This is a genomic window from Hydrogenophaga palleronii, assembly GCF_031457455.1.
In the GTDB taxonomy this organism is placed as follows: domain Bacteria; phylum Pseudomonadota; class Gammaproteobacteria; order Burkholderiales; family Burkholderiaceae_C; genus Hydrogenophaga; species Hydrogenophaga palleronii_A.
In genome coordinates, this window is sequence record NZ_JAVDWU010000004.1 from 398,314 (window position 1) to 415,301 (window position 16,988).

A 16,988-nucleotide genomic window follows, 5' to 3' on the forward strand; every position below is an offset into this window, starting at 1 on the left:
CGCGATAAGGGGCTTCCAGCGGACATGTGTGCGTGGTGGGAAGAATCGAGGACTTTGGCACAGTGGTGCGGTCGGCATTCCGACTTTGCTGGACAGGGGGCAGGCTTTCGGATACTGTATATAAAAACAGTTTTCGCTTGACATGTCTGCCCCCACCGCCTTTGTTTCGCCCAGCGCCTCGCCCATTGAGCCCGGCGCCACCGTCTGTCGTCAGGCAGTGGCACCTGGGGGCTTGTCTGCGATCGTGGCGGCGGCCCTGTGGCGGGGTGATCAGCTGGGAAGCCCGGTGTCGGCGGTGTGGCCCAGCGGCTTTGCCGATCTGGATGCTCAATTGCCCGGTGGCGGCTGGCCCGGTCATGCGGTGACCGAAATCCTGAGCCCCCTCAGCGGCACGCTGGAATGGCGTTTGCTGGGCCCGCTGCTGCGGCAGCTGTGTGCGGCCGGGCGCAGTGTGGTGGTGGTGGGGCCGCCCCAGCCGCCACATCTGCCGGGGCTGCGGTCCGAGGGTATTTTCGAGCGGCATCTGGTCTGGGTGCAGGCCGACACCGTACCGGAGCGCCTGTGGGCGACCGAACAACTGATCAAGGCCAACGCCTGCGGCGCCTTGATCGCCTGGTTGCCCCAGGCGAGGCAGGAGCAGGTGCGTCGCCTCCAGGTGTTGGCGTCCGGGTGCGAGGGACCTGTGTTCCTGTGCCGGCCCGCGTCGGCGGCGCAGGTGTCGTCGGCTGCGCCGCTGCGGCTGCAGGCCCGGGTGGGGCTGGACTGGGAGCTGCTCATCGATGTCGTCAAACGCAAAGGGCCGCCGCTGTTGCAGACCCTGCGCCTGCCGTCCGTGCCCGGCGGGCTGGCGGCCGTGCTCACGCCCCGCTTGCGCCAGCCCAGTGCCTTGATCGTTCCCAGAGAGACCGACGATGTTGTGGTCAGCCCTGCTGCTCCCCAGCGCCGACGACACAGCCTCTTCCACTGACGCGGCGCTGCGTGCGCTGGCCACCTGGGCGTTGCAATTCACGCCCCGCGTGGCCGTCGCCGACGGTGCCGTGCTCATGGAGGTGGAGGGCAGCGTGCGCCTGTTCGGTGGCCGGCGAGCGCTGCGCGACCGCGTGTGGGGCGAAGGCCGCGAACTGGGCGTGAGCCAACTGGCCTGGGCGTCCAACAGCCTGGCGGCGCTGGCGCTGGCGCGCGCCGGCATTGAAAATGGCTTTCGCCAGCCGCTGCCTGCGCTGCTGGATGCGCTGCCCATGGAATGCCTGAGTGCCGTGCGCCCGCACCGGCTCACGCTGGCGCACATTGGCTGCCGCACCCTGGGCGACGTGCGGCGCTTGCCGCGCGGCGGCATGGCCCGGCGCTTTGACAAACACCTGCTCGCCGCCCTGGACCAGGCCTACGGGCTGGCGCCCGAGGTGCACCAGTGGGTGGCACTGCCCGAACACTTTCATGAACGGCTGGAGCTGATGTTCCGTGTGGACGATGCACCGGCCCTGTTGTTTGGCGCGCGCCGCCTGCTGCTGGTCATGAGCGGCTGGCTGGCTGCGCGCCACAGCGGTGTCACGGCTTTCACGCTGCACTGGGCACACGACGCCATGCGGTCCAAGGCCGCAGGCGAAGGCGGCGAGATCACCATCCGCACGGCCGAGCCCACGCGCGACGTTGAACACCTGTGCCGCCTGCTGGCCGAGCATCTGGCGCAGGTGAAGCTGCTCGCACCGGTGGGCGATCTGGTGCTGCACGCCCAGGAGGTGCACCGGATCAAGGAACGCAGCGCTTCCCTGCTGCCCGACGCGGTGCATCAGGGCGAGACGCTGCATCTGGTGCTGGAGCGCCTGGCCGCGCGGCTGGGGCCGCAGCGGGTGCTGCGCCCGGTGCTGCACGAGGACCACCGGCAGGAATGGATGTGCCACTGGCAGCCCGCACCGCTGCCGCTGCCACGCAAACCCGTCCCCGCGCCTGACTTGCCACAGCCCACGTTTGTGCTGCCCACGCCGCTGAAGCTGGCCGTGCGCGGCAACCGCCCCATCTACCAGGGTGAACTGCAACTGTTGCTGGGGCCGCAGCGGGTGGAGGGCGGCTGGTGGGACCGTGACGAGGCGGCTGGCACCACGCGCCTTGTGGTGCGTGACTACTGGGTGGCGCTGTCGCCGCAGGCGGGGGTGTTGTGGGTGTTTCAGACGCGCCTGGATGAATCGCCTGCGTGGTTTCTGCATGGGCACTTTGCTTGAGGTTGATGGTGAATAGGTTGCGTGCTGGCCGGCGGGCCCCCATCCCCACCTTCCCCCAGAGGGGGAAGGAGCAAAACATGGACGCCGACAACTGCCCGGAGCGCGTACCTGACCCCTTCCCCCTCTGGGGGAAGGTGGGGATGGGGGCTGCCTCCACAGAGGCCTCACCATGAAGCCACAGGCCCTCCCCGATTACGCCGAGCTGCGCTGCGTCTCCAACTTCAGCTTCCTGTGTGGCGCGAGCAAGCCCGAAGAACTGGTGGAGCGCGCCCAGGCGCTGGGCTACAGCGCCCTGGCCCTGGTGGACGAATGTTCCATGGCCGGCATCGTGCGGGCCCACGTGGCCGCCAAAAAACAGGGCCTGAAGCTGCTGGTGGGCAGCCAGTTCCAGGTGCAGTGCGACACCCCGTTCACCTTGATCGTGCTGGCCACCAACCTCAACGGCTACGGCAACCTCTGCGAGTTCATCACCGGTCTGCGTCGAACGGCGCCCAAGGGCACGTACCGGCTGGGGCTGGACGGTGTGGACGCCGACGCCTTGAATGATTGCCTGGCGATTGCCGTGCCCGACCGCGCCTGCGACCAGGCGCAGATGGATGCCATTGCGCGATGGCTGCTGCAGCATTTCCTGGGCCGCTGCTGGCTGGGGGTGGAGCAGTTGCGCCGGCTCGACGACGAGGTGCTGCTGCACAAGCTGCGCCAGAGCAGCGCGCTCACCGCCGTGCCGCTGGTGGCGGTGGGCGATGTGCGCATGCACCTGCGCTCGCGCAAGCCGCTTCACGACGTGCTCACCGCCACGCGCATCGGCCAGCCGCTCACCGCCTGCGGTTTCGCGTTGGCACAAAACGCCGAACAGCGGCTGCGTTCGCGTCTGGCCCTGGCCCAACGCTACCCCGCAGAATTGCTGGCGGAAACCCTGCATGTGGCTGAGCGTTGCCACTTCTCGCTGGATGAGTTGCGCTACCAATACCCCAGCGAAGTGGTGCCGCCCGACGAAACACCGACCAGCTACCTGCGCCGCCTGACCGAGGAGGGTGTGCGGCGGCGCTGGGCAGCGGGTGCGTCGGTCAAGGTGCGGCAACAGCTGGAGCACGAACTGGCGCTGATCGCCGAGTTGCGCTACGAACACTACTTCCTCACCGTGTACGACATCGTCGCTTTTGCGCGCTCGCAGAACATCCTGTGCCAGGGCCGTGGCTCGGCCGCCAACAGCGTGGTCTGCTACTGCCTGGGCATTACTGAAGTGGACCCGGAGCGGGCCTCGGTGTTGTTCGAACGCTTCATCTCCAAAGAGCGCAACGAGCCGCCCGACATTGATGTGGACTTTGAACACGAACGGCGCGAAGAAGTCATCCAGTACCTGTACCGCAAATACGGGCGCGAGCGCGCCGCACTCACCGCCACTGTCATCTGCTACCGCCCGCGCAGCGCCCTGCGTGATGTGGGCAAGGCGCTGGGTTTTGATGAAACCGCGCTCGACGCGCTGGGCAGCGGCCACCGCTGGTGGGACGTGGACGGCCTGGCGCCCGAGCGCATCCGCGAAGCCGGGCTCGACCCGGACAGCCTGAAAGTGCACCAGCTTGTCGAACTCACCGGCCAGCTCATGGGTTTTCCGCGCCACCTCTCGCAGCACACCGGCGGCTTTGTGCTCACGCGCGGCCCACTCTCGCGCCTCGTGCCGATTGAAAACGCCACCATGGCCGACCGCACCGTCATCGAATGGGACAAGGACGACCTCGATGCCATGGGCCTGCTGAAGGTGGACGTGCTGGCGCTGGGCATGCTCACCGCCATCCGCAAATCGCTCGACTTCATCAGCCAGCGCAAGGGTTTTGAATTCCGCCTGCAGGACATCCCCGACAAGGACGGCGCCACCTACGACATGATCTGCGCCGCCGACACCGTGGGCGTGTTCCAGATCGAAAGCCGGGCGCAGATGAGCATGCTGCCGCGCCTGCGGCCACGTGAGTTCTACGACCTGGTGATCGAGGTGGCGCTGGTGCGGCCCGGCCCGATCCAGGGCGGCGCGGTGCATCCCTATCTGAACCGCCGGCAAGGCAAGGAACCCGAGGACTATCCCAAGGGCCTGGAGGCCGCGCTCAAACGCACGCTGGGTGTGCCCGTGTTCCAGGAACAGTGCATGCAGATCGCCATCATCGCGGCCGGTTTCACGCCCGGCGAAGCCGACGGCCTGCGCCGCGCCATGGGCGCCTGGAAGCGTACGGGTGGCCTGGGCCAGTACGAGCGCCGCCTGATCGACGGCATGACCGAGCGCGGCTACGAGCTGGACTTCGCCAAGCGCGTGGTCGAACAGGTGAAAGGCTTTTCCAGCTACGGCTTCCCCGAAAGCCATGCGGTCAGCTTCGCGCTGCTGGTCTACGACAGCAGCTGGATCAAACGCCACCACCCGGCTGAATTTCTCGCCGGCCTGCTCAACAGCCAGCCGCTGGGGTTTTATTCCCCCAGCCAACTGGTGCAGGACGCGCAACGGCATGGCGTGGAAGTGCGACCGGTGGATGTGACGGTGAGCGACTGGGATTGCACACTGGAAGAGCAGGGTATTCACTCCCTCTCCCGCCAGCGAGGGAGGGCTGCCTCCGAGCCCACCATGCCAGCCGTTCGCCTGGGTCTGAGCATGGTCAGCGGCCTGTCGAAAGACACCGCCAAACGCATCGTCGCTGCGCGCGCGGGAGTCAATCCAGCACACACCACGGAACCGGCTTTTCCGGGCCGCAGGTGTGGCCCCCCTGGGGGGGTGACGCGAAGCGGCGCGGGGGGGCCCTTCCTTGACTCAGAAGACCTCGCCCGTGGGGCCGCGCTGGATCAGCAAACCATGCAACAGCTCGCCGCCGCCGACGCGCTGCAGTCCCTCAGCGGCCACCGCCGCCAGCAGGTGTGGGACGCCGCCGCCCTCAAAGCGCCGCCCGCGCTGCTCAAGGAAGCGCCGGTGGACGAAGCCACGCTGGCCCTGCCCGAAGCTCCCGAAGGTGAAGCCATCGTGTGGGACTACGCCAGCCTGGGCCTGACCCTGCGCCGCCACCCGCTGGCCCTGCTGCGCGAGCGCCTGCAGGCGCGCCGTTTCATGACGGCCGAAACCCTGAAAGACGCGCCCAACGGCAAACTGGTGCGCGCCTGCGGCATCGTCACCGGCCGCCAGCAACCCGGAACCTCCAAGGGGGTGGTGTTCGTGACGCTGGAAGACGAAACCGGCGTGGTGCAGGTCATCGTATGGAAAGCCCTGCGCGACCGTCAGCGCCGCGAACTCACCCGCTCAAGGCTGATGGCCGTGCGCGGCGTGTGGCAGCGCGAAGGCGAAGTCTGCAACCTCATCGCCGGTCACCTGGAAGACCTCACGCCGCTGCTGGGACGGCTGGCGACGGAGAGTCGGGATTTTCATTGAGAAGGAACACGCAAGGGTTGGCTCCTCTCTTGTGTTCCGGAGCACCACAAGCGAAACGCAAAGGTGCGAGGATCATCGGCTGGAGTGACGCCAAGATCGCGGCGAATGGCCAGCAACAGTTGGTTGAGGCAGCGGTCATGCTCATCTGTTGACCGATTGGGGTTGCTGATTGCAATCGCATCCTGAAGACGCATTTGGGCTTGCAGAACCTGCTGAGAGGCAACAAGCCCCATCGTGTTGGAGGCCCGCGCCCAACGGCGTTGGTTTTCGGCGGTCGAGTCAGTACCCACAATCCCGCTGAGTGCGTCAAGAAATTCTTTGTAGTGCTCTAGCTTCTGTTTTCGCAACTCAGCTTCGCGCTCCTTGGTTTTCGTCAAGAAAAAGGTGAGTGCTGCGGCCAAGATACTGGTTGCTGCAGAAATCGTTGCAACGAGTATTGCTGTGTCCATTGATTGGGCGCTGCGCGCGTTGTGATGGGTGACGTTGTGGGGGCTACGCTGCTCGAATCTCGCTCAACAACTCAGGATGCCGATCCAGCACCCTGAGTAACTTCACCAACGCCAGCGGCGGCTTGGTCTTGCCGTTTTCATAGCGGGAAAACGCATTCACACCTCCACCAAAAATCTCGGCCGCCTCGCGCTGGTCCAAGGCGAGCTTCTTGCGCACGCTGACGATAAAGGATGGGTCCACGATGCTGGCGTTCACCTGTTTGTTGAATGCCAGCATGGCCGCGCTGACGCGGTCAGAGGCCGCAGCGCCAAGTACTGCTTCACCGCAGGCGGGACAGTAATCACCTGCCACAGTCGGGATGACGGTGGTTTCGCCTTTGTAGGTGTAGGGCATGTCGCGGGTGTCGTGCACCAGTTTCGCGACGCCGCAAGCGGGGCATTTCATGATCAGAGCTCCTTGAAAGACACGATGAGCACGTCGTCAACGACGGTGAGTTTCAGATAGACATCGCCCACTGGTGTGGTCGGGCGGTACACGTCTTGCCAGATGCGGTGGTCGGCATGGGTGGTCATGCTTTTGTAGAAGTCCACTGGGGTCAGTGCCATCACCACGGCCACGATGCCGTCAAAGTCCAGTCCCAGCGCGGCAGCGCCTGAGAGCGCCGAAAAAGTGGACCTCACCTGTCCGGCGCTCACCAATGTCTTGACCACCTGCAGCTTGCAATGCGGCGTGCTCTTTTCCATCACCCGAACCTCCCTGTACGGAGATTAACCAGGTTGGTTAATTTTGGCAAGTAGGTTGTTGAAATCGGTTGAGAGGTGGGTGGGCTACCGCGCCATCGCAGCCTGTCTGCATACGCTGATGTGAGAGACTGCACCGCTCCCCAAACACCCAGCGTATCCAACCAAGCCCCGCCCACCCGATGTCCGATTGGAAACACCAGCAAATGATCAAGGCGTCGGCCTGGCCACTGGCCGCTGAACTGCTTGCCCCCACCGCCGACTTCACGGCGCGGCTGGAGGGGGGCTTGGTGCCCCTGCATTGGGCCTGCCGGGAAGGCAAGGCCGGGGTGGTGAAGTACATGATCGAATACGGCGCGAACGTGCACGATCTCACCGACGATGGAAAAAGCATGCTGGAACTGGTGATCCCGTCGAAGAGCTTTCAGACGGTCATGCTGCTGATCGACCGGCTCAAGGCCACGGGTGCACCCGCACCGGATGAAGCGCTGAGAAAGCGGCTGAACAATGCGTTCAGCAAGGGTCACCCCGACGCACGGAACCGCCTGCAGCAAACGCTGCGGGACTGGGACCGCATTGCGAAGACGGTGCCTTCCTCCAAGTCGCCCTGAGGTTCGCTTGCCGCCGGCTTGAAAGCGCGCCGTCGGCTTCGTACCATGGAGCTGTCACCACGCAGGAGTGCCCCATGTGCCGCAACATCAAGACGCTGTTCAACTTCGAGCCACCCGCGAGCGAGTTGGAGATTCGCGACGCCTCGCTGCAGTTCGTGCGCAAGCTCAGCGGCTTCTCTGTGCCGTCAAAGGCGAACGAAGAAGCGTTTGATCGAGCGGTGGCGGAGGTGGCCGATTCGGCGCGGCGGCTCATCCGTTCCATGGTGACGAATGCCGAGCCGAAGAACCGCGAGGTAGAAGCACAAAAGGCGCGAGAACGATCCGCGCAACGCTTCTCCGCGCAGCGAAATTGATTGCGCCGCGCCAAGTCAAACCTTAGCCGTTCAGCAATTCTTGCGTGATCAAACGCCAGTGCTCGGCGCTCACAGGCGTGATCGACAGCCGGCTGCCACGCTGCAGCACCACCATGTCGGCCAGCGCGGGCGTGTCGCGCAATTCAGCCAGGCTGAGCAAGCGCGTTTTCTTTTCAGCCTTCACGTCGCGCAGCAGCCAGCGGGGTTTGTCCGGGGACGACTTGGGGTCGAAGTAGGGCGACTTCGGGTCGAACTGGGTGGGATCCGGGTACACATCCGATGCCACGCGGGCGATGCCTGCGATGCCCGGTTCGGGGCAACTGGAGTGGTAGAACAGCACGCCGTCGCCGACCTGCATGGCGTCGCGCATGAAGTTGCGGGCCTGGTAGTTGCGCACGCCGGTCCAGGGCACGGTGGCCTGCGGGGCTCCCAGGGCGTCGTCGATGGAGCACTCGTCGGGCTCGGATTTCATCAGCCAGTAAGCGGTCATGGCGGCATCTTAGGACACGGTGGGGTCCCAATGCCAGCACCCACCGGTTTGAGCGGTGGAACATGAACGGGGTGTTGCGAGGCTCCAAAGAGAGCAGGGCCCACATCAAGGGCGAAAGCCGCAGCCATCGCCTGATCCTTCCCAACACCGGTCGCACTGGACTCGGTTGCCTCTGCCTTGACCTGACGCAGGCAATGTTGACGGAATCCGGGTAGCCTTGAGAGCTTCTTCGATCGCCCAGGCTTGGAAGACGCCTGCTTTGGCGCGCCGGGCCTTTCCCCCGTGCGGTGTGCTGCCGCCCATAACGCTGTTTTCATGACCCCATCCTCCACCGGGAAGGCCCCGCACGGCCTGCTCGTCGCCAACCTTCTGGGCCAGTTGGCGTTTGGCCTGCTCGCCATGACCATCTGCCTGCCATCGATGCAGGAATGGGCCGTGTTGCTTGGCTCCACCCAGGCTGCTGTGCAGCTCACTTTCAGTGGGTATGTGGTGGCTTATGGGTTGCTTCAGCTGCTGTATGGCCCCTTGTCGGACCGGCTCGGCCGCAAGAAGGTGCTGCTGTTCGGCCTTTCCGTGGCCGTGGCAGGTTCGGTGTTGGCCGCGCTGTCCACCGACATGCACACGCTGATCGCCGCGCGCGTGCTGCAAGGCGCGGGCTGCGCCGCCGGCATGGTGGTGGGCCGCGCCATGGTGCAAGACCTGTTCCAGGGCCCCGAGCGCACGCGGGTGATGGCTTACGTTGGCATGGCCATGGGCCTGTGTCCGCCGCTGGCCACCATTCTGGGCGGGCAGTTGCATGTGCGCCTGGGCTGGCAGGCGAACTTCGTGTTCATCGCGGCGCTGGGCGTGGTGCTGTTCGTGGCCGCGTGGCGCGGTCTGCCAGATCACCAGCCGTCAACCACGGTGCAGCCGCACTGGCTGCGCGCCATGGTGTCGTCGTATGCGCAACTGGGTCGGGAACCGGCGTTCATTTTGTACGTGTCCATCCTGGCCATGACCACCGCCACCTTCTACGCCTTCCTGGGTGGCGCGCCCATCGTGCTGGGGAGCTACGGCGTGGGGCCGGACGGCATCGGCTTCTACATCATGCTGGTGCCAGGCTCGTATATCGTGGGCAACTACCTCACCACGCACCTGGTGCACCGCGTGGGGGACCGCCGCATGATGTGGCTGGGCCAGTGGTTCACCCTGGGTGGCATCGGCCTGATGCTGGCGCTGGCGCTCGCCGGGCTGAACACGCCGCTGGCGTTCGCCTTGCCGCTGATGCTGCTGGGCGTGGGCAACGGGTTTCTTGTGCCGCCCGCGCTGGCGGGCACGGTGGGCCTGGTGCCAGCACTGGCCGGCTCGGCTGCGGCTGTGGCGGGGCTGATGCAGCAGCTGGTGGGTGCTGTGGGTGGCTTTGCGGTGGGCCTTTTCACCCACGAAAACGCGGTCAACCTGGGCTGGCTGATGACCGGGCTGGCGCTGCTGGGTGTGGTGGCGCAATGGCTGTTGCGGCGTGTGGACCCCAAGCCGGCTGGGCCGGTGCGGGCGGCGCATTGAGGGCGTTGTGTGTTGCGCAGGTCTTTCGCATCGACGCAACCGGGAAAATTGACCACGCCATGGTGCGTGCGCTTGTGCGGCGCGTGCCTGCAGTGGTGTGCCTTTTTGCCTGCCCAAGGTGGGTGTGGTTGAGCATCCAACTGGCTTATCGTATTGATGTGGGAGCAAACTTCATTTTTCACTGCACAAATTTCCATCAACCAATCAACCCGCCTCATGGAACTCACCATCCAACATCAGGAGTCCGATTCACAGGGCGCCTTTTTCCTTTCCAATGCCGCCGGAGCGCGCCTGGCTGAGATGACATACAGTCGCACGAACGCGTCACTGATCATCATTGATCACACCGAAGTTGATGCCTCCCTGGCAGGTCAGGGCGTCGGTCGGCACCTGCTGGATCAGCTGGTGGCCTGGGCGAGAAGCTCCGGCACGAAAGTGATTGCGCTGTGCCCGTTCGCGAATGCCCAGTTCGCAAAGGACGCGTCCATCCGGGACGTTCTCAAGTAACGCTCTCCAGCCATTTGCCCGATTTTTGCGCCAGTCTGTTGTTGAAAACCATTCAGATCCGGAAGACACCATGGGTCTCTTGACCTTCAGCATCAACGTCACCCTGGACGGCTGCGTCGACCACCAGGAAGGCATCGCCGACGACGAGACACATGCCTTCTTCACTCGCCTCATGGACGAGAGCGGAGCGATGCTGTGGGGCCGCGTCACCTACGAGATGATGGAGAGCTACTGGCCGGCGGTCGCGTGCGGCGACACGGAGGCACCAATGGCGATGCGGGAGTGGGCTGTCAAGCTGGAGACCAAGTCGAAGTACGTGGTGTCGTCAACGCGAATGGACTTCCCGTGGATCAACAGCCACCACATTGCCGGCGACCTGCGCACGAGCATACAGAAGCTAAAGGACACCACTCCTGGCGGTGTGCTGCTCGGTAGCGGCAAGCTCGCGACCGCACTGGACCAGCTGGATCTGATCGACGAGTACCAGTTGCTCGTGCATCCCAGGATCGCTGGCCACGGCCCGACGTTGTACGAGGGCGGGCTGCTCAGCACGCGACGGCTCGAGTTGATCTCGGTGAAGCCGCTTTACTGCGGCGCGGTCGCCATGCACTACCGGCGTGCGCCCTGACTGGATGAGGAAATGCTTGTGGCTCAAACCCCGCCGTGCGGATGCGTCGGGTCCACCCAAAGCACCTGCTCCGGCTTCTCCACCGGCTCGATGTCCAGATTGATCGCCACGGCCTGGCCGTCGCTGCGGCACAGCACGCACTCCAGTACCTCGGTGGGGCTGGCGTTGATTTCCTGGTGGGGCACGTAGGGCGGCACGTAGATGAAATCGCCCGGGCCGGCTTCGGCGGTGAATTCGAGCTTTTCGCCCCAGCGCATGCGCGCGCGTCCCTTCACCACGTAGATCACGCTCTCCAGCGGCCCGTGGTGGTGGGCGCCGGTTTTGGCGTCGGGGTGGATGGTGACGGTGCCGGCCCACAGCTTCTGTGCGCCCACGCGCGCGAAGTTGATGGCGGCCTTGCGGTCCATGCCGGGGGTGCTGGGCACGTTGCCGTCGAGCTGGTTGCCGGGTACCACGCGCACCCCGTCGTGCTTCCACAGAGGCTCATGGTCATGGTCGGGTGAATGCGGTCGCGCGTGTTCGTGAGGCATGGCGGTTCTCCGGGAGGGGAAGGTCCCAGTGTGCCAGTCGGGTCGCGCTGTTGCAGGGTCCCGTGGCACATCGCCCCATTGTCAGGCTGGCTGTGCCCCGGCATGGATGCGGAACACCCCCACCGACGTCACCAGTTGGCGCGCCTGCTCGTCCAGGCTTTGCGAGGCCGCTGCGGTTTCTTCCACCAACGCCGCGTTTTGCTGAGTGGCCTGATCAAGCTGTGCAATGGCCTCGCCCACCTGGCTGACGCCGGTGCTTTGCTCCTTCATGGCCGTGGAGATGTCCACCACCAGTTGGCTCACGCGTTTGATGGCGCCCACCACATCGGTCATGGTGTGCCCGGCCTGGTCTGCCAGTGCCGTGCCGGAGTTGACCTGATCCAGGCTGGCCGTGATCAGCTGTTTGATCTGCCGTGCTGCTTCGGCTGAGCGCCCGGCCAGCGCGCGCACTTCGGACGCCACCACGGCGAAGCCGCGGCCCTGTTCACCGGCGCGCGCTGCCTCCACCGCTGCGTTGAGCGCGAGGATGTTGGTCTGGAAGGCGATGCCATCGATCACGCCGATGATTTCACCGATGCGCCGTGAGGACTCGTCAATGCTGCGCATGGTGCGCACCACGGCGTCCACGGTTTCCCCACCGGCTTCGGCCACGGCCGAGGCGTTCACCGCCAGCCCTCGCGCTTCCTGGGCATTGTCGGCATTGAGGGCAATGGTGCTGGTGAGTTGTTCCATCGCGGCGGCCGACTGTTCCAGGGCGCTGGCCTGGGCCTCGGTGCGGCCACTCAGGTCCTTGTTGGCGCTGGCGATCTGCGCCGAGGCCGAGCCGACATGGTCGACACCCTGGTGCACCTGGGACACCAGGCGAGACAGGCTCGCCTGCATGGTGCCCAGCGCCCGCAGCAGGTCAGCCACCTCGTCGCGACCCTGAGCGTGCACCGGCTCCGTGAGATCACCAGCGGCGATGCGATTGGCCACGACCACGCCGCTCTTCAGCGGCAGCACGATGCTGCGTGTCAGCACAGCCGCAGCGATCAAGCCGACAAGCAATGCAACGCCCCCCAGCACCAGCATCAGGATGCGGGTGCCTGCAATGTCCGCCGTCACCACAGCGCCACGTTGTTCCGCCAATTGGTCTTGCAGTTGGCGCAGGGTGTCGATGGGCTGTTGCAGCCGCGCCAGCGCTGGCAGCGTCTCGTTGCGAACCAGTTGCCGCGCATCGTCGATCTTTCCTGCCTGCACCAGCGGTGCGATCTTCACGAACGAGGCCACGTATGCGGCGCGCGCTGTTTGCAGCTCCGACAGTGCGGCCCGACCCTGTGGCAGCACCACCAGGCGCTCCAGTGTTTTCAGGGCTTCATCGATGGCGGCGCGGTTGACGCCCATGCGAGCCTGGATCACAGGTATCTGCGAGGGCTCGGCCAGCAGCAGTTCGGTGGTGTTGAGGCCGTTGGCTCTGGTGGTGGTGTCGATGACGGATACAGCCGCCACCTTGGCCAGTTCCTGATCGATCAACTGGCTGTTCTCTTCACCGATGCGGTCCAACGAAAGATAGGCTGCAATGATGAGTCCGGTGATGAGCAACAGCAACAGGCCAAAGCCCAATGCAAGACGCGCGCCAATGCGCAAACTTGAAATCATTCTCATGGGTCCCTCCCCAGCGCGTGACCGTCACGGCTTTCCTGGAGCTGTATCGGCAGCAACTTTGGCAACTGAACCCCCCAATTGATGAAAACCGGGGCTTCTCCTATGGATCCTGTGAGGAGGGATTTCTCCTTGCAAAGCTTGGCTCAGACGCAGCGCGCGCCGTCCACTTCCAGACACACGCCCGAGATGAAGGCCGCTTCTTCGCTGGCGAGGTACAGCACGGCGTTGGCCACGTCCAGCGCGGTGGAGAAGCGGCCCAGGGGAATGGTGGAGCGGAATTTGTTCAGGCGCTCTTCGGTGAGTTCGCCGCCAGCGAACGATGTGCCCAGACCGGTGAACGGGTTCATCACCGGGTTGATGCAGTTCACGCGGATGTTGTCCGGGCCCAGTTCAGCCGCCAGCGACTTGCTGGTGGTGATGACCGCGCCCTTGGAGCCGTTGTACCAGGTGAGCCCCGGGCGGGGCCGCACGCCGGCTGTGGAGGCGATGTTGATGAAAGCACCGCCGCCGGTGCGCCGGAATTCGGGCACGGCGTGGATGGTGGAGTGGTAGATGCTTTTGACGTTGACCGCGTAGCAACGGTCGAACTCGTCTTCGGGCACGTCCAGCGCGGGCTGGTTCTTGTGCGTCCAGCCGGCGTTGTTGACCATCACATCGAGCCGGCCATGGGCCTTCACCGCCGCAGCCACCAGGGCCTTCACGTCGTCGGAGCGCGTCATGTCGGCACGGCAGAAGATGGCCTTGCCATCCGCCGCCACGATCTCGGCGGTGACACGTTCGCCTTGCTCGGCGTTCACGTCGTTCACCACCACCGCCGCGCCTTCTTCGGCCAGGCGCTTGGCAATGCCTTCACCAATGCCGCTGCCCGCGCCGGTGACGATGATGGAAAGGTCTTTGACTCGCATAAGGGTTGACTCCGTTGAATGGAAAGAACTGTCAGTGATCAGAAAAGCTGTACGCGTGAAATGCCTTCATCCAGAGATGCCGTGGAACCGGCTTTGCCGGGCCACTGGCATCGCCCCCCTCCCAGGGGGGTGACGCCGAAGGCGGCGCGGGGGGTCATCCATGTTTGATGGCGATGGTCTTCAACACCGTGAACCCATACAGCGCCTCAAAGCCTTTTTCACGCCCATGGCCGGAAGACTTCACACCACCAAACGGCAACTCCACACCACCGCCCGCACCGTAGTTGTTGATGAACACCTGGCCGGCGCGCACGCGTTTGGCCATGCGGAACTGGCGCCCGCCGTCGCGCGTCCACACCCCGGCGACCAGGCCAAAGGGTGTGGCGTTGGCGATCCGCACCGCGTGGTCTTCGTCGTCAAACGCCATGGCAGAGAGCACCGGACCAAACACCTCTTCCTGCGCCAGCCGGTGGTCCACCGGCACATCGCGCAGCAGCGTGGGTGCGGCGTAATAGCCGGTGCTGGCGGCCTCGGGCGCCACGCGGCCCTGCGCCACGGTGGCGATGCCGTCGGCCTCGGCCTGGGCCAGAAAGCCCTGCACACGTTCCATCTGGCTCTGGCGAATCAAGGGGCCCAGGTCCAGGTTCATGGCCGGGGGGCCGGCGCGCAGTTCGGTGAAGCGCTGGCCCAGGCGTTCCAGCAGCGGCTCGTACAGCGAGCGTTCCACCAGCAGGCGCGAACCGGCGCTGCAGGTCTGGCCGCTGTTCTGCACGATGGCATTGACGATGAAGGGCAGGGCGGCGTCGATGTCGGCATCGGCAAACACGATCTGCGGACCCTTGCCGCCCAGCTCCAGCGTGACCGGGCAGTGGCGTTCGGCCGCCGCCTGCTGGATCAGTGTGCCCACGCGCGGGCTGCCGGTGAAGCTGATGTGGTCCACGCCGGGGTGGCGCGCCAACGCATCACCCACCTCGTGGCCGTAGCCGGTGACGATGTTGATGCAGCCCGCCGGGAAGCCGGCTTCCACCGCCAGTTCGGCCACGCGCAGCAGCGACAGACAGGCGTCTTCCGAGGGTTTGACCACGCACACGTTGCCGGCGGCCAGTGCGCCGCCCACGCAGCGGCCGAAGATCTGCATGGGGTAGTTCCAGGGCACCACGTGGCCGGTCACGCCGTGGGGCTCGCGCCAGGTGAGCACGCTGTAGCCGTCGAGGTAGGGAATGGTGTCGCCGTGCAGCTTGTCGCCCGCGCCGGCATAGAACTCGAAGTAGCGCACCAGGGCCAGCGCGTCGGCCTTGGCCTGGGCCACGGGCTTGCCGCAGTCGCGCTGTTCGATGGCCGCGAGTTCATCGGCATGCTCGGCCACCAGTCTGCTGAGCTTCATGAGCAGGCGCCCGCGCTCGGCGGCGGTGGTGCGCGCCCAGGTACCTTCATAGCACTCGCGCGCGGCGCGCACGGCGGCATCGATGTCGGCGGCGTTGCTGCGTTCAATGGTGTCGTACACCTCTCCCGTGGCCGGGTCGATGACGGGCAGCGTCTGGCCGGAGGCCGAACGCACGGCGGTGTTGTGGATGTGGTTGAGGGCCATGGAAGCTCCTTCGTGGTTACTGGGGACCAATGCTGGGGCCAACACTCGGTCCAATAGCGGGTTCGACCACCGGCGTTTTGGCAAACACCGCATCGCGCAGGCTCAGGGAGATGGAAGGCAGGTAGGTGATGAGGGCCAGGCAGCCCATGATGACCAGCACGAAGGGCAGCAGGTGGCCCACGATGCGGTCGAGCGAGATCTTGGCCACCGTGCACGCGGCAAACAGGTTCACGCCGAAGGGCGGCGTGATCATGCCCATGGCCAGGTTGACCACCATGATGATGCCGAAGTGCACCGGGTCCACGCCGAAGTGGATGGCCACCGGCACCAGGATGGGGGCGAGCACGATGATGGCGGCCGACGTCTCGATGAACATGCCGATCACGAACAACGCGGCGTTCACACCCAGCAGGAACCAGCCCGGCGACTGCAGCACGCTGGTGAGCCACATGCCGATGGCGTCTGGAATGCCTGCACGGGTGATGAGGAAGGCGAACAGGCCGGCGTTCGCAATGATGAACATGATCACCGCGCTGGAGAGCACCGACTTGCGCAACACGGTGACGATGTCCCTGGGCTTGAGTTCACGGTGGATCACAAAACCCACGATCAGTGCATAGAACACGGCCACCACGGAAGCCTCGGTGGGCGTGAAGATGCCGCCGTAGATGCCACCCAGGATCACCACCGGCATCAACAGCGCCCAGCCCGCGTCGCGCGTGGCCGGGACCACGCCCAGACGGTCGTCGCCATCGGCCTTGCCCAGGCCCTTGAAGCGGCACCACAGGTGCACGAAGAGCATCAGCGACGCGCCGATCAGCAGACCCGGCACCACGCCAGCGATGAACAGTTCACCGATGGAAACTTCAGCGGCCACGCCAAACAGGATCAGTGGAATGGAGGGTGGAATGACCACGCCCAGTTCGGCCGAAGTGGCTTGCAGCGAGGCCGCGTAGCCCACCGGGTAGCCGTGCTTGACCAGCGCGGGAATCAAGATGGAGCCAATGGCAAACGTGGTGGCCACGGAAGAGCCGGAGACGGCCGCGAAGATCATGCAGGTGAGCACGCAGGTCATGGGCAGGCCGCCCTGCACACCACCCACCAGCGACTTGGCGAAGTTCACCAGCCGGCGAGAGATGCCACCGGTTTCCATGAGGTTGCCGGCCAGGATGAAGAAAGGAATGGCGGCCAGCGGAAATTTGTCGATGGCCGAGAACATTTCCTTCGGCACCAGGATGAGTTGGCGGCTGTCGAAGATCGCAATGCCCAGCACCGCCGAGCCGCCGATGGCCACGGCAATGGAAATGCTGAAGGCGAAACACACCAGCATGGTGACGAGCAGGGTCAAGGGCATGGCAGGTTTCCGACGCAGGGAATGAGGAAA

General features: G+C 65.1%; 17 protein-coding genes. 8 read left to right on the forward strand and 9 right to left on the reverse strand.

Going from position 1 to position 16,988, the window contains the following annotated elements:
• Positions 1 to 142 precede the first annotated feature (142 nt).
• The 3 genes from imuA to J2W49_RS12005 all read left to right on the forward strand — a co-directional run bounded on the left by imuA (position 143) and on the right by J2W49_RS12005 (position 5,616).
• Positions 143 to 967: a translesion DNA synthesis-associated protein ImuA gene (gene imuA / locus J2W49_RS11995; protein WP_310315957.1), complete on the forward strand. Its 825-nt coding sequence runs from the start codon at positions 143 to 145 to the stop codon at positions 965 to 967.
• Positions 912 to 2,216 carry a Y-family DNA polymerase gene (locus J2W49_RS12000; RefSeq protein WP_310315959.1) on the forward strand — a complete coding sequence of 435 codons (1,305 nt, stop codon included), beginning with the start codon at positions 912 to 914 and terminating at the stop codon, positions 2,214 to 2,216. The genes imuA and J2W49_RS12000 overlap by 56 nt, the downstream gene beginning before the upstream one ends.
• Positions 2,217 to 2,385: 169 nt before the next feature.
• On the forward strand, positions 2,386 to 5,616 hold the full coding sequence (locus tag J2W49_RS12005) for an error-prone DNA polymerase (RefSeq protein ID WP_310315961.1): 3,231 nt from the start codon (positions 2,386 to 2,388) through the stop codon (positions 5,614 to 5,616).
• Here the strand turns inward: J2W49_RS12005 and J2W49_RS12010 are convergent.
• From J2W49_RS12010 to J2W49_RS12020, 3 genes are all read right to left on the reverse strand, one after another.
• Entirely contained in the window at positions 5,610 to 6,017 is a 408-nt protein-coding gene (locus J2W49_RS12010) for a hypothetical protein (protein ID WP_310315963.1), read from the reverse strand. The genes J2W49_RS12005 and J2W49_RS12010 overlap by 7 nt on opposite strands.
• A gap of 91 nt (positions 6,018 to 6,108) precedes the next feature.
• On the reverse strand, positions 6,109 to 6,510 hold the full coding sequence (locus J2W49_RS12015) for a type II toxin-antitoxin system MqsA family antitoxin (protein ID WP_310315965.1): 402 nt from the start codon (positions 6,508 to 6,510) through the stop codon (positions 6,109 to 6,111).
• Between the two features lie 2 nt (positions 6,511 to 6,512).
• Entirely contained in the window at positions 6,513 to 6,809 is a 297-nt protein-coding gene (locus J2W49_RS12020) for a type II toxin-antitoxin system MqsR family toxin (RefSeq protein WP_310315967.1), read from the reverse strand.
• A gap of 179 nt (positions 6,810 to 6,988) precedes the next feature.
• Between J2W49_RS12020 and J2W49_RS12025 the strand changes: the two genes are divergently transcribed.
• Positions 6,989 to 7,417: an ankyrin repeat domain-containing protein gene (locus J2W49_RS12025; RefSeq protein WP_310315969.1), complete on the forward strand. Its 429-nt coding sequence runs from the start codon at positions 6,989 to 6,991 to the stop codon at positions 7,415 to 7,417.
• A gap of 74 nt (positions 7,418 to 7,491) precedes the next feature.
• Positions 7,492 to 7,770 carry a DUF2277 domain-containing protein gene (locus tag J2W49_RS12030; protein ID WP_310315971.1) on the forward strand — a complete coding sequence of 93 codons (279 nt, stop codon included), beginning with the start codon at positions 7,492 to 7,494 and terminating at the stop codon, positions 7,768 to 7,770.
• Between the two features lie 22 nt (positions 7,771 to 7,792).
• Here J2W49_RS12030 and J2W49_RS12035 read toward each other — a convergent pair whose 3' ends face one another.
• Complete coding sequence (locus tag J2W49_RS12035; RefSeq protein ID WP_310315973.1) at positions 7,793 to 8,260, reverse strand: EVE domain-containing protein; 468 nt, start codon at positions 8,258 to 8,260, stop codon at positions 7,793 to 7,795.
• 315 nt (positions 8,261 to 8,575) lie between these two features.
• On the opposite strand from J2W49_RS12035, the gene J2W49_RS12040 reads away from it, so the two are divergent.
• From J2W49_RS12040 to J2W49_RS12050, 3 genes are all read left to right on the forward strand, one after another.
• The gene (locus J2W49_RS12040; protein WP_310315975.1) at positions 8,576 to 9,802 is read left to right on the forward strand and encodes a multidrug effflux MFS transporter; all 1,227 of its coding nucleotides are present in this window, start codon (positions 8,576 to 8,578) and stop codon (positions 9,800 to 9,802) included.
• Positions 9,803 to 10,018: 216 nt separating this feature from the next.
• Positions 10,019 to 10,309 (forward strand): GNAT family N-acetyltransferase, encoded by a 291-nt coding sequence (locus J2W49_RS12045; protein WP_310315977.1) that lies wholly within the window; start codon positions 10,019 to 10,021, stop codon positions 10,307 to 10,309.
• Positions 10,310 to 10,379: 70 nt separating this feature from the next.
• Positions 10,380 to 10,937: a dihydrofolate reductase family protein gene (locus J2W49_RS12050; RefSeq protein WP_310315979.1), complete on the forward strand. Its 558-nt coding sequence runs from the start codon at positions 10,380 to 10,382 to the stop codon at positions 10,935 to 10,937.
• Positions 10,938 to 10,960: 23 nt separating this feature from the next.
• On the opposite strand, the gene J2W49_RS12055 is transcribed toward J2W49_RS12050, so the two are convergent.
• The 5 genes from J2W49_RS12055 to J2W49_RS12075 form a co-directional block, all read right to left on the reverse strand.
• Complete coding sequence (locus tag J2W49_RS12055) at positions 10,961 to 11,467, reverse strand: cupin domain-containing protein (RefSeq protein WP_310315981.1); 507 nt, start codon at positions 11,465 to 11,467, stop codon at positions 10,961 to 10,963.
• 81 nt (positions 11,468 to 11,548) lie between these two features.
• Entirely contained in the window at positions 11,549 to 13,111 is a 1,563-nt protein-coding gene (locus tag J2W49_RS12060; protein WP_310315983.1) for a methyl-accepting chemotaxis protein, read from the reverse strand.
• A 143-nt stretch (positions 13,112 to 13,254) separates the two neighbouring features.
• Entirely contained in the window at positions 13,255 to 14,016 is a 762-nt protein-coding gene (locus J2W49_RS12065) for an SDR family oxidoreductase (RefSeq protein WP_310315985.1), read from the reverse strand.
• A 154-nt stretch (positions 14,017 to 14,170) separates the two neighbouring features.
• Positions 14,171 to 15,604 carry an aldehyde dehydrogenase family protein gene (locus J2W49_RS12070; protein ID WP_310315987.1) on the reverse strand — a complete coding sequence of 478 codons (1,434 nt, stop codon included), beginning with the start codon at positions 15,602 to 15,604 and terminating at the stop codon, positions 14,171 to 14,173.
• 16 nt (positions 15,605 to 15,620) lie between these two features.
• Positions 15,621 to 16,958, reverse strand: a complete 1,338-nt coding sequence (locus tag J2W49_RS12075; RefSeq protein ID WP_310315989.1) for a TRAP transporter large permease — start codon at positions 16,956 to 16,958, stop codon at positions 15,621 to 15,623.
• Between the last annotated feature and the right edge of the window lie 30 nt (positions 16,959 to 16,988).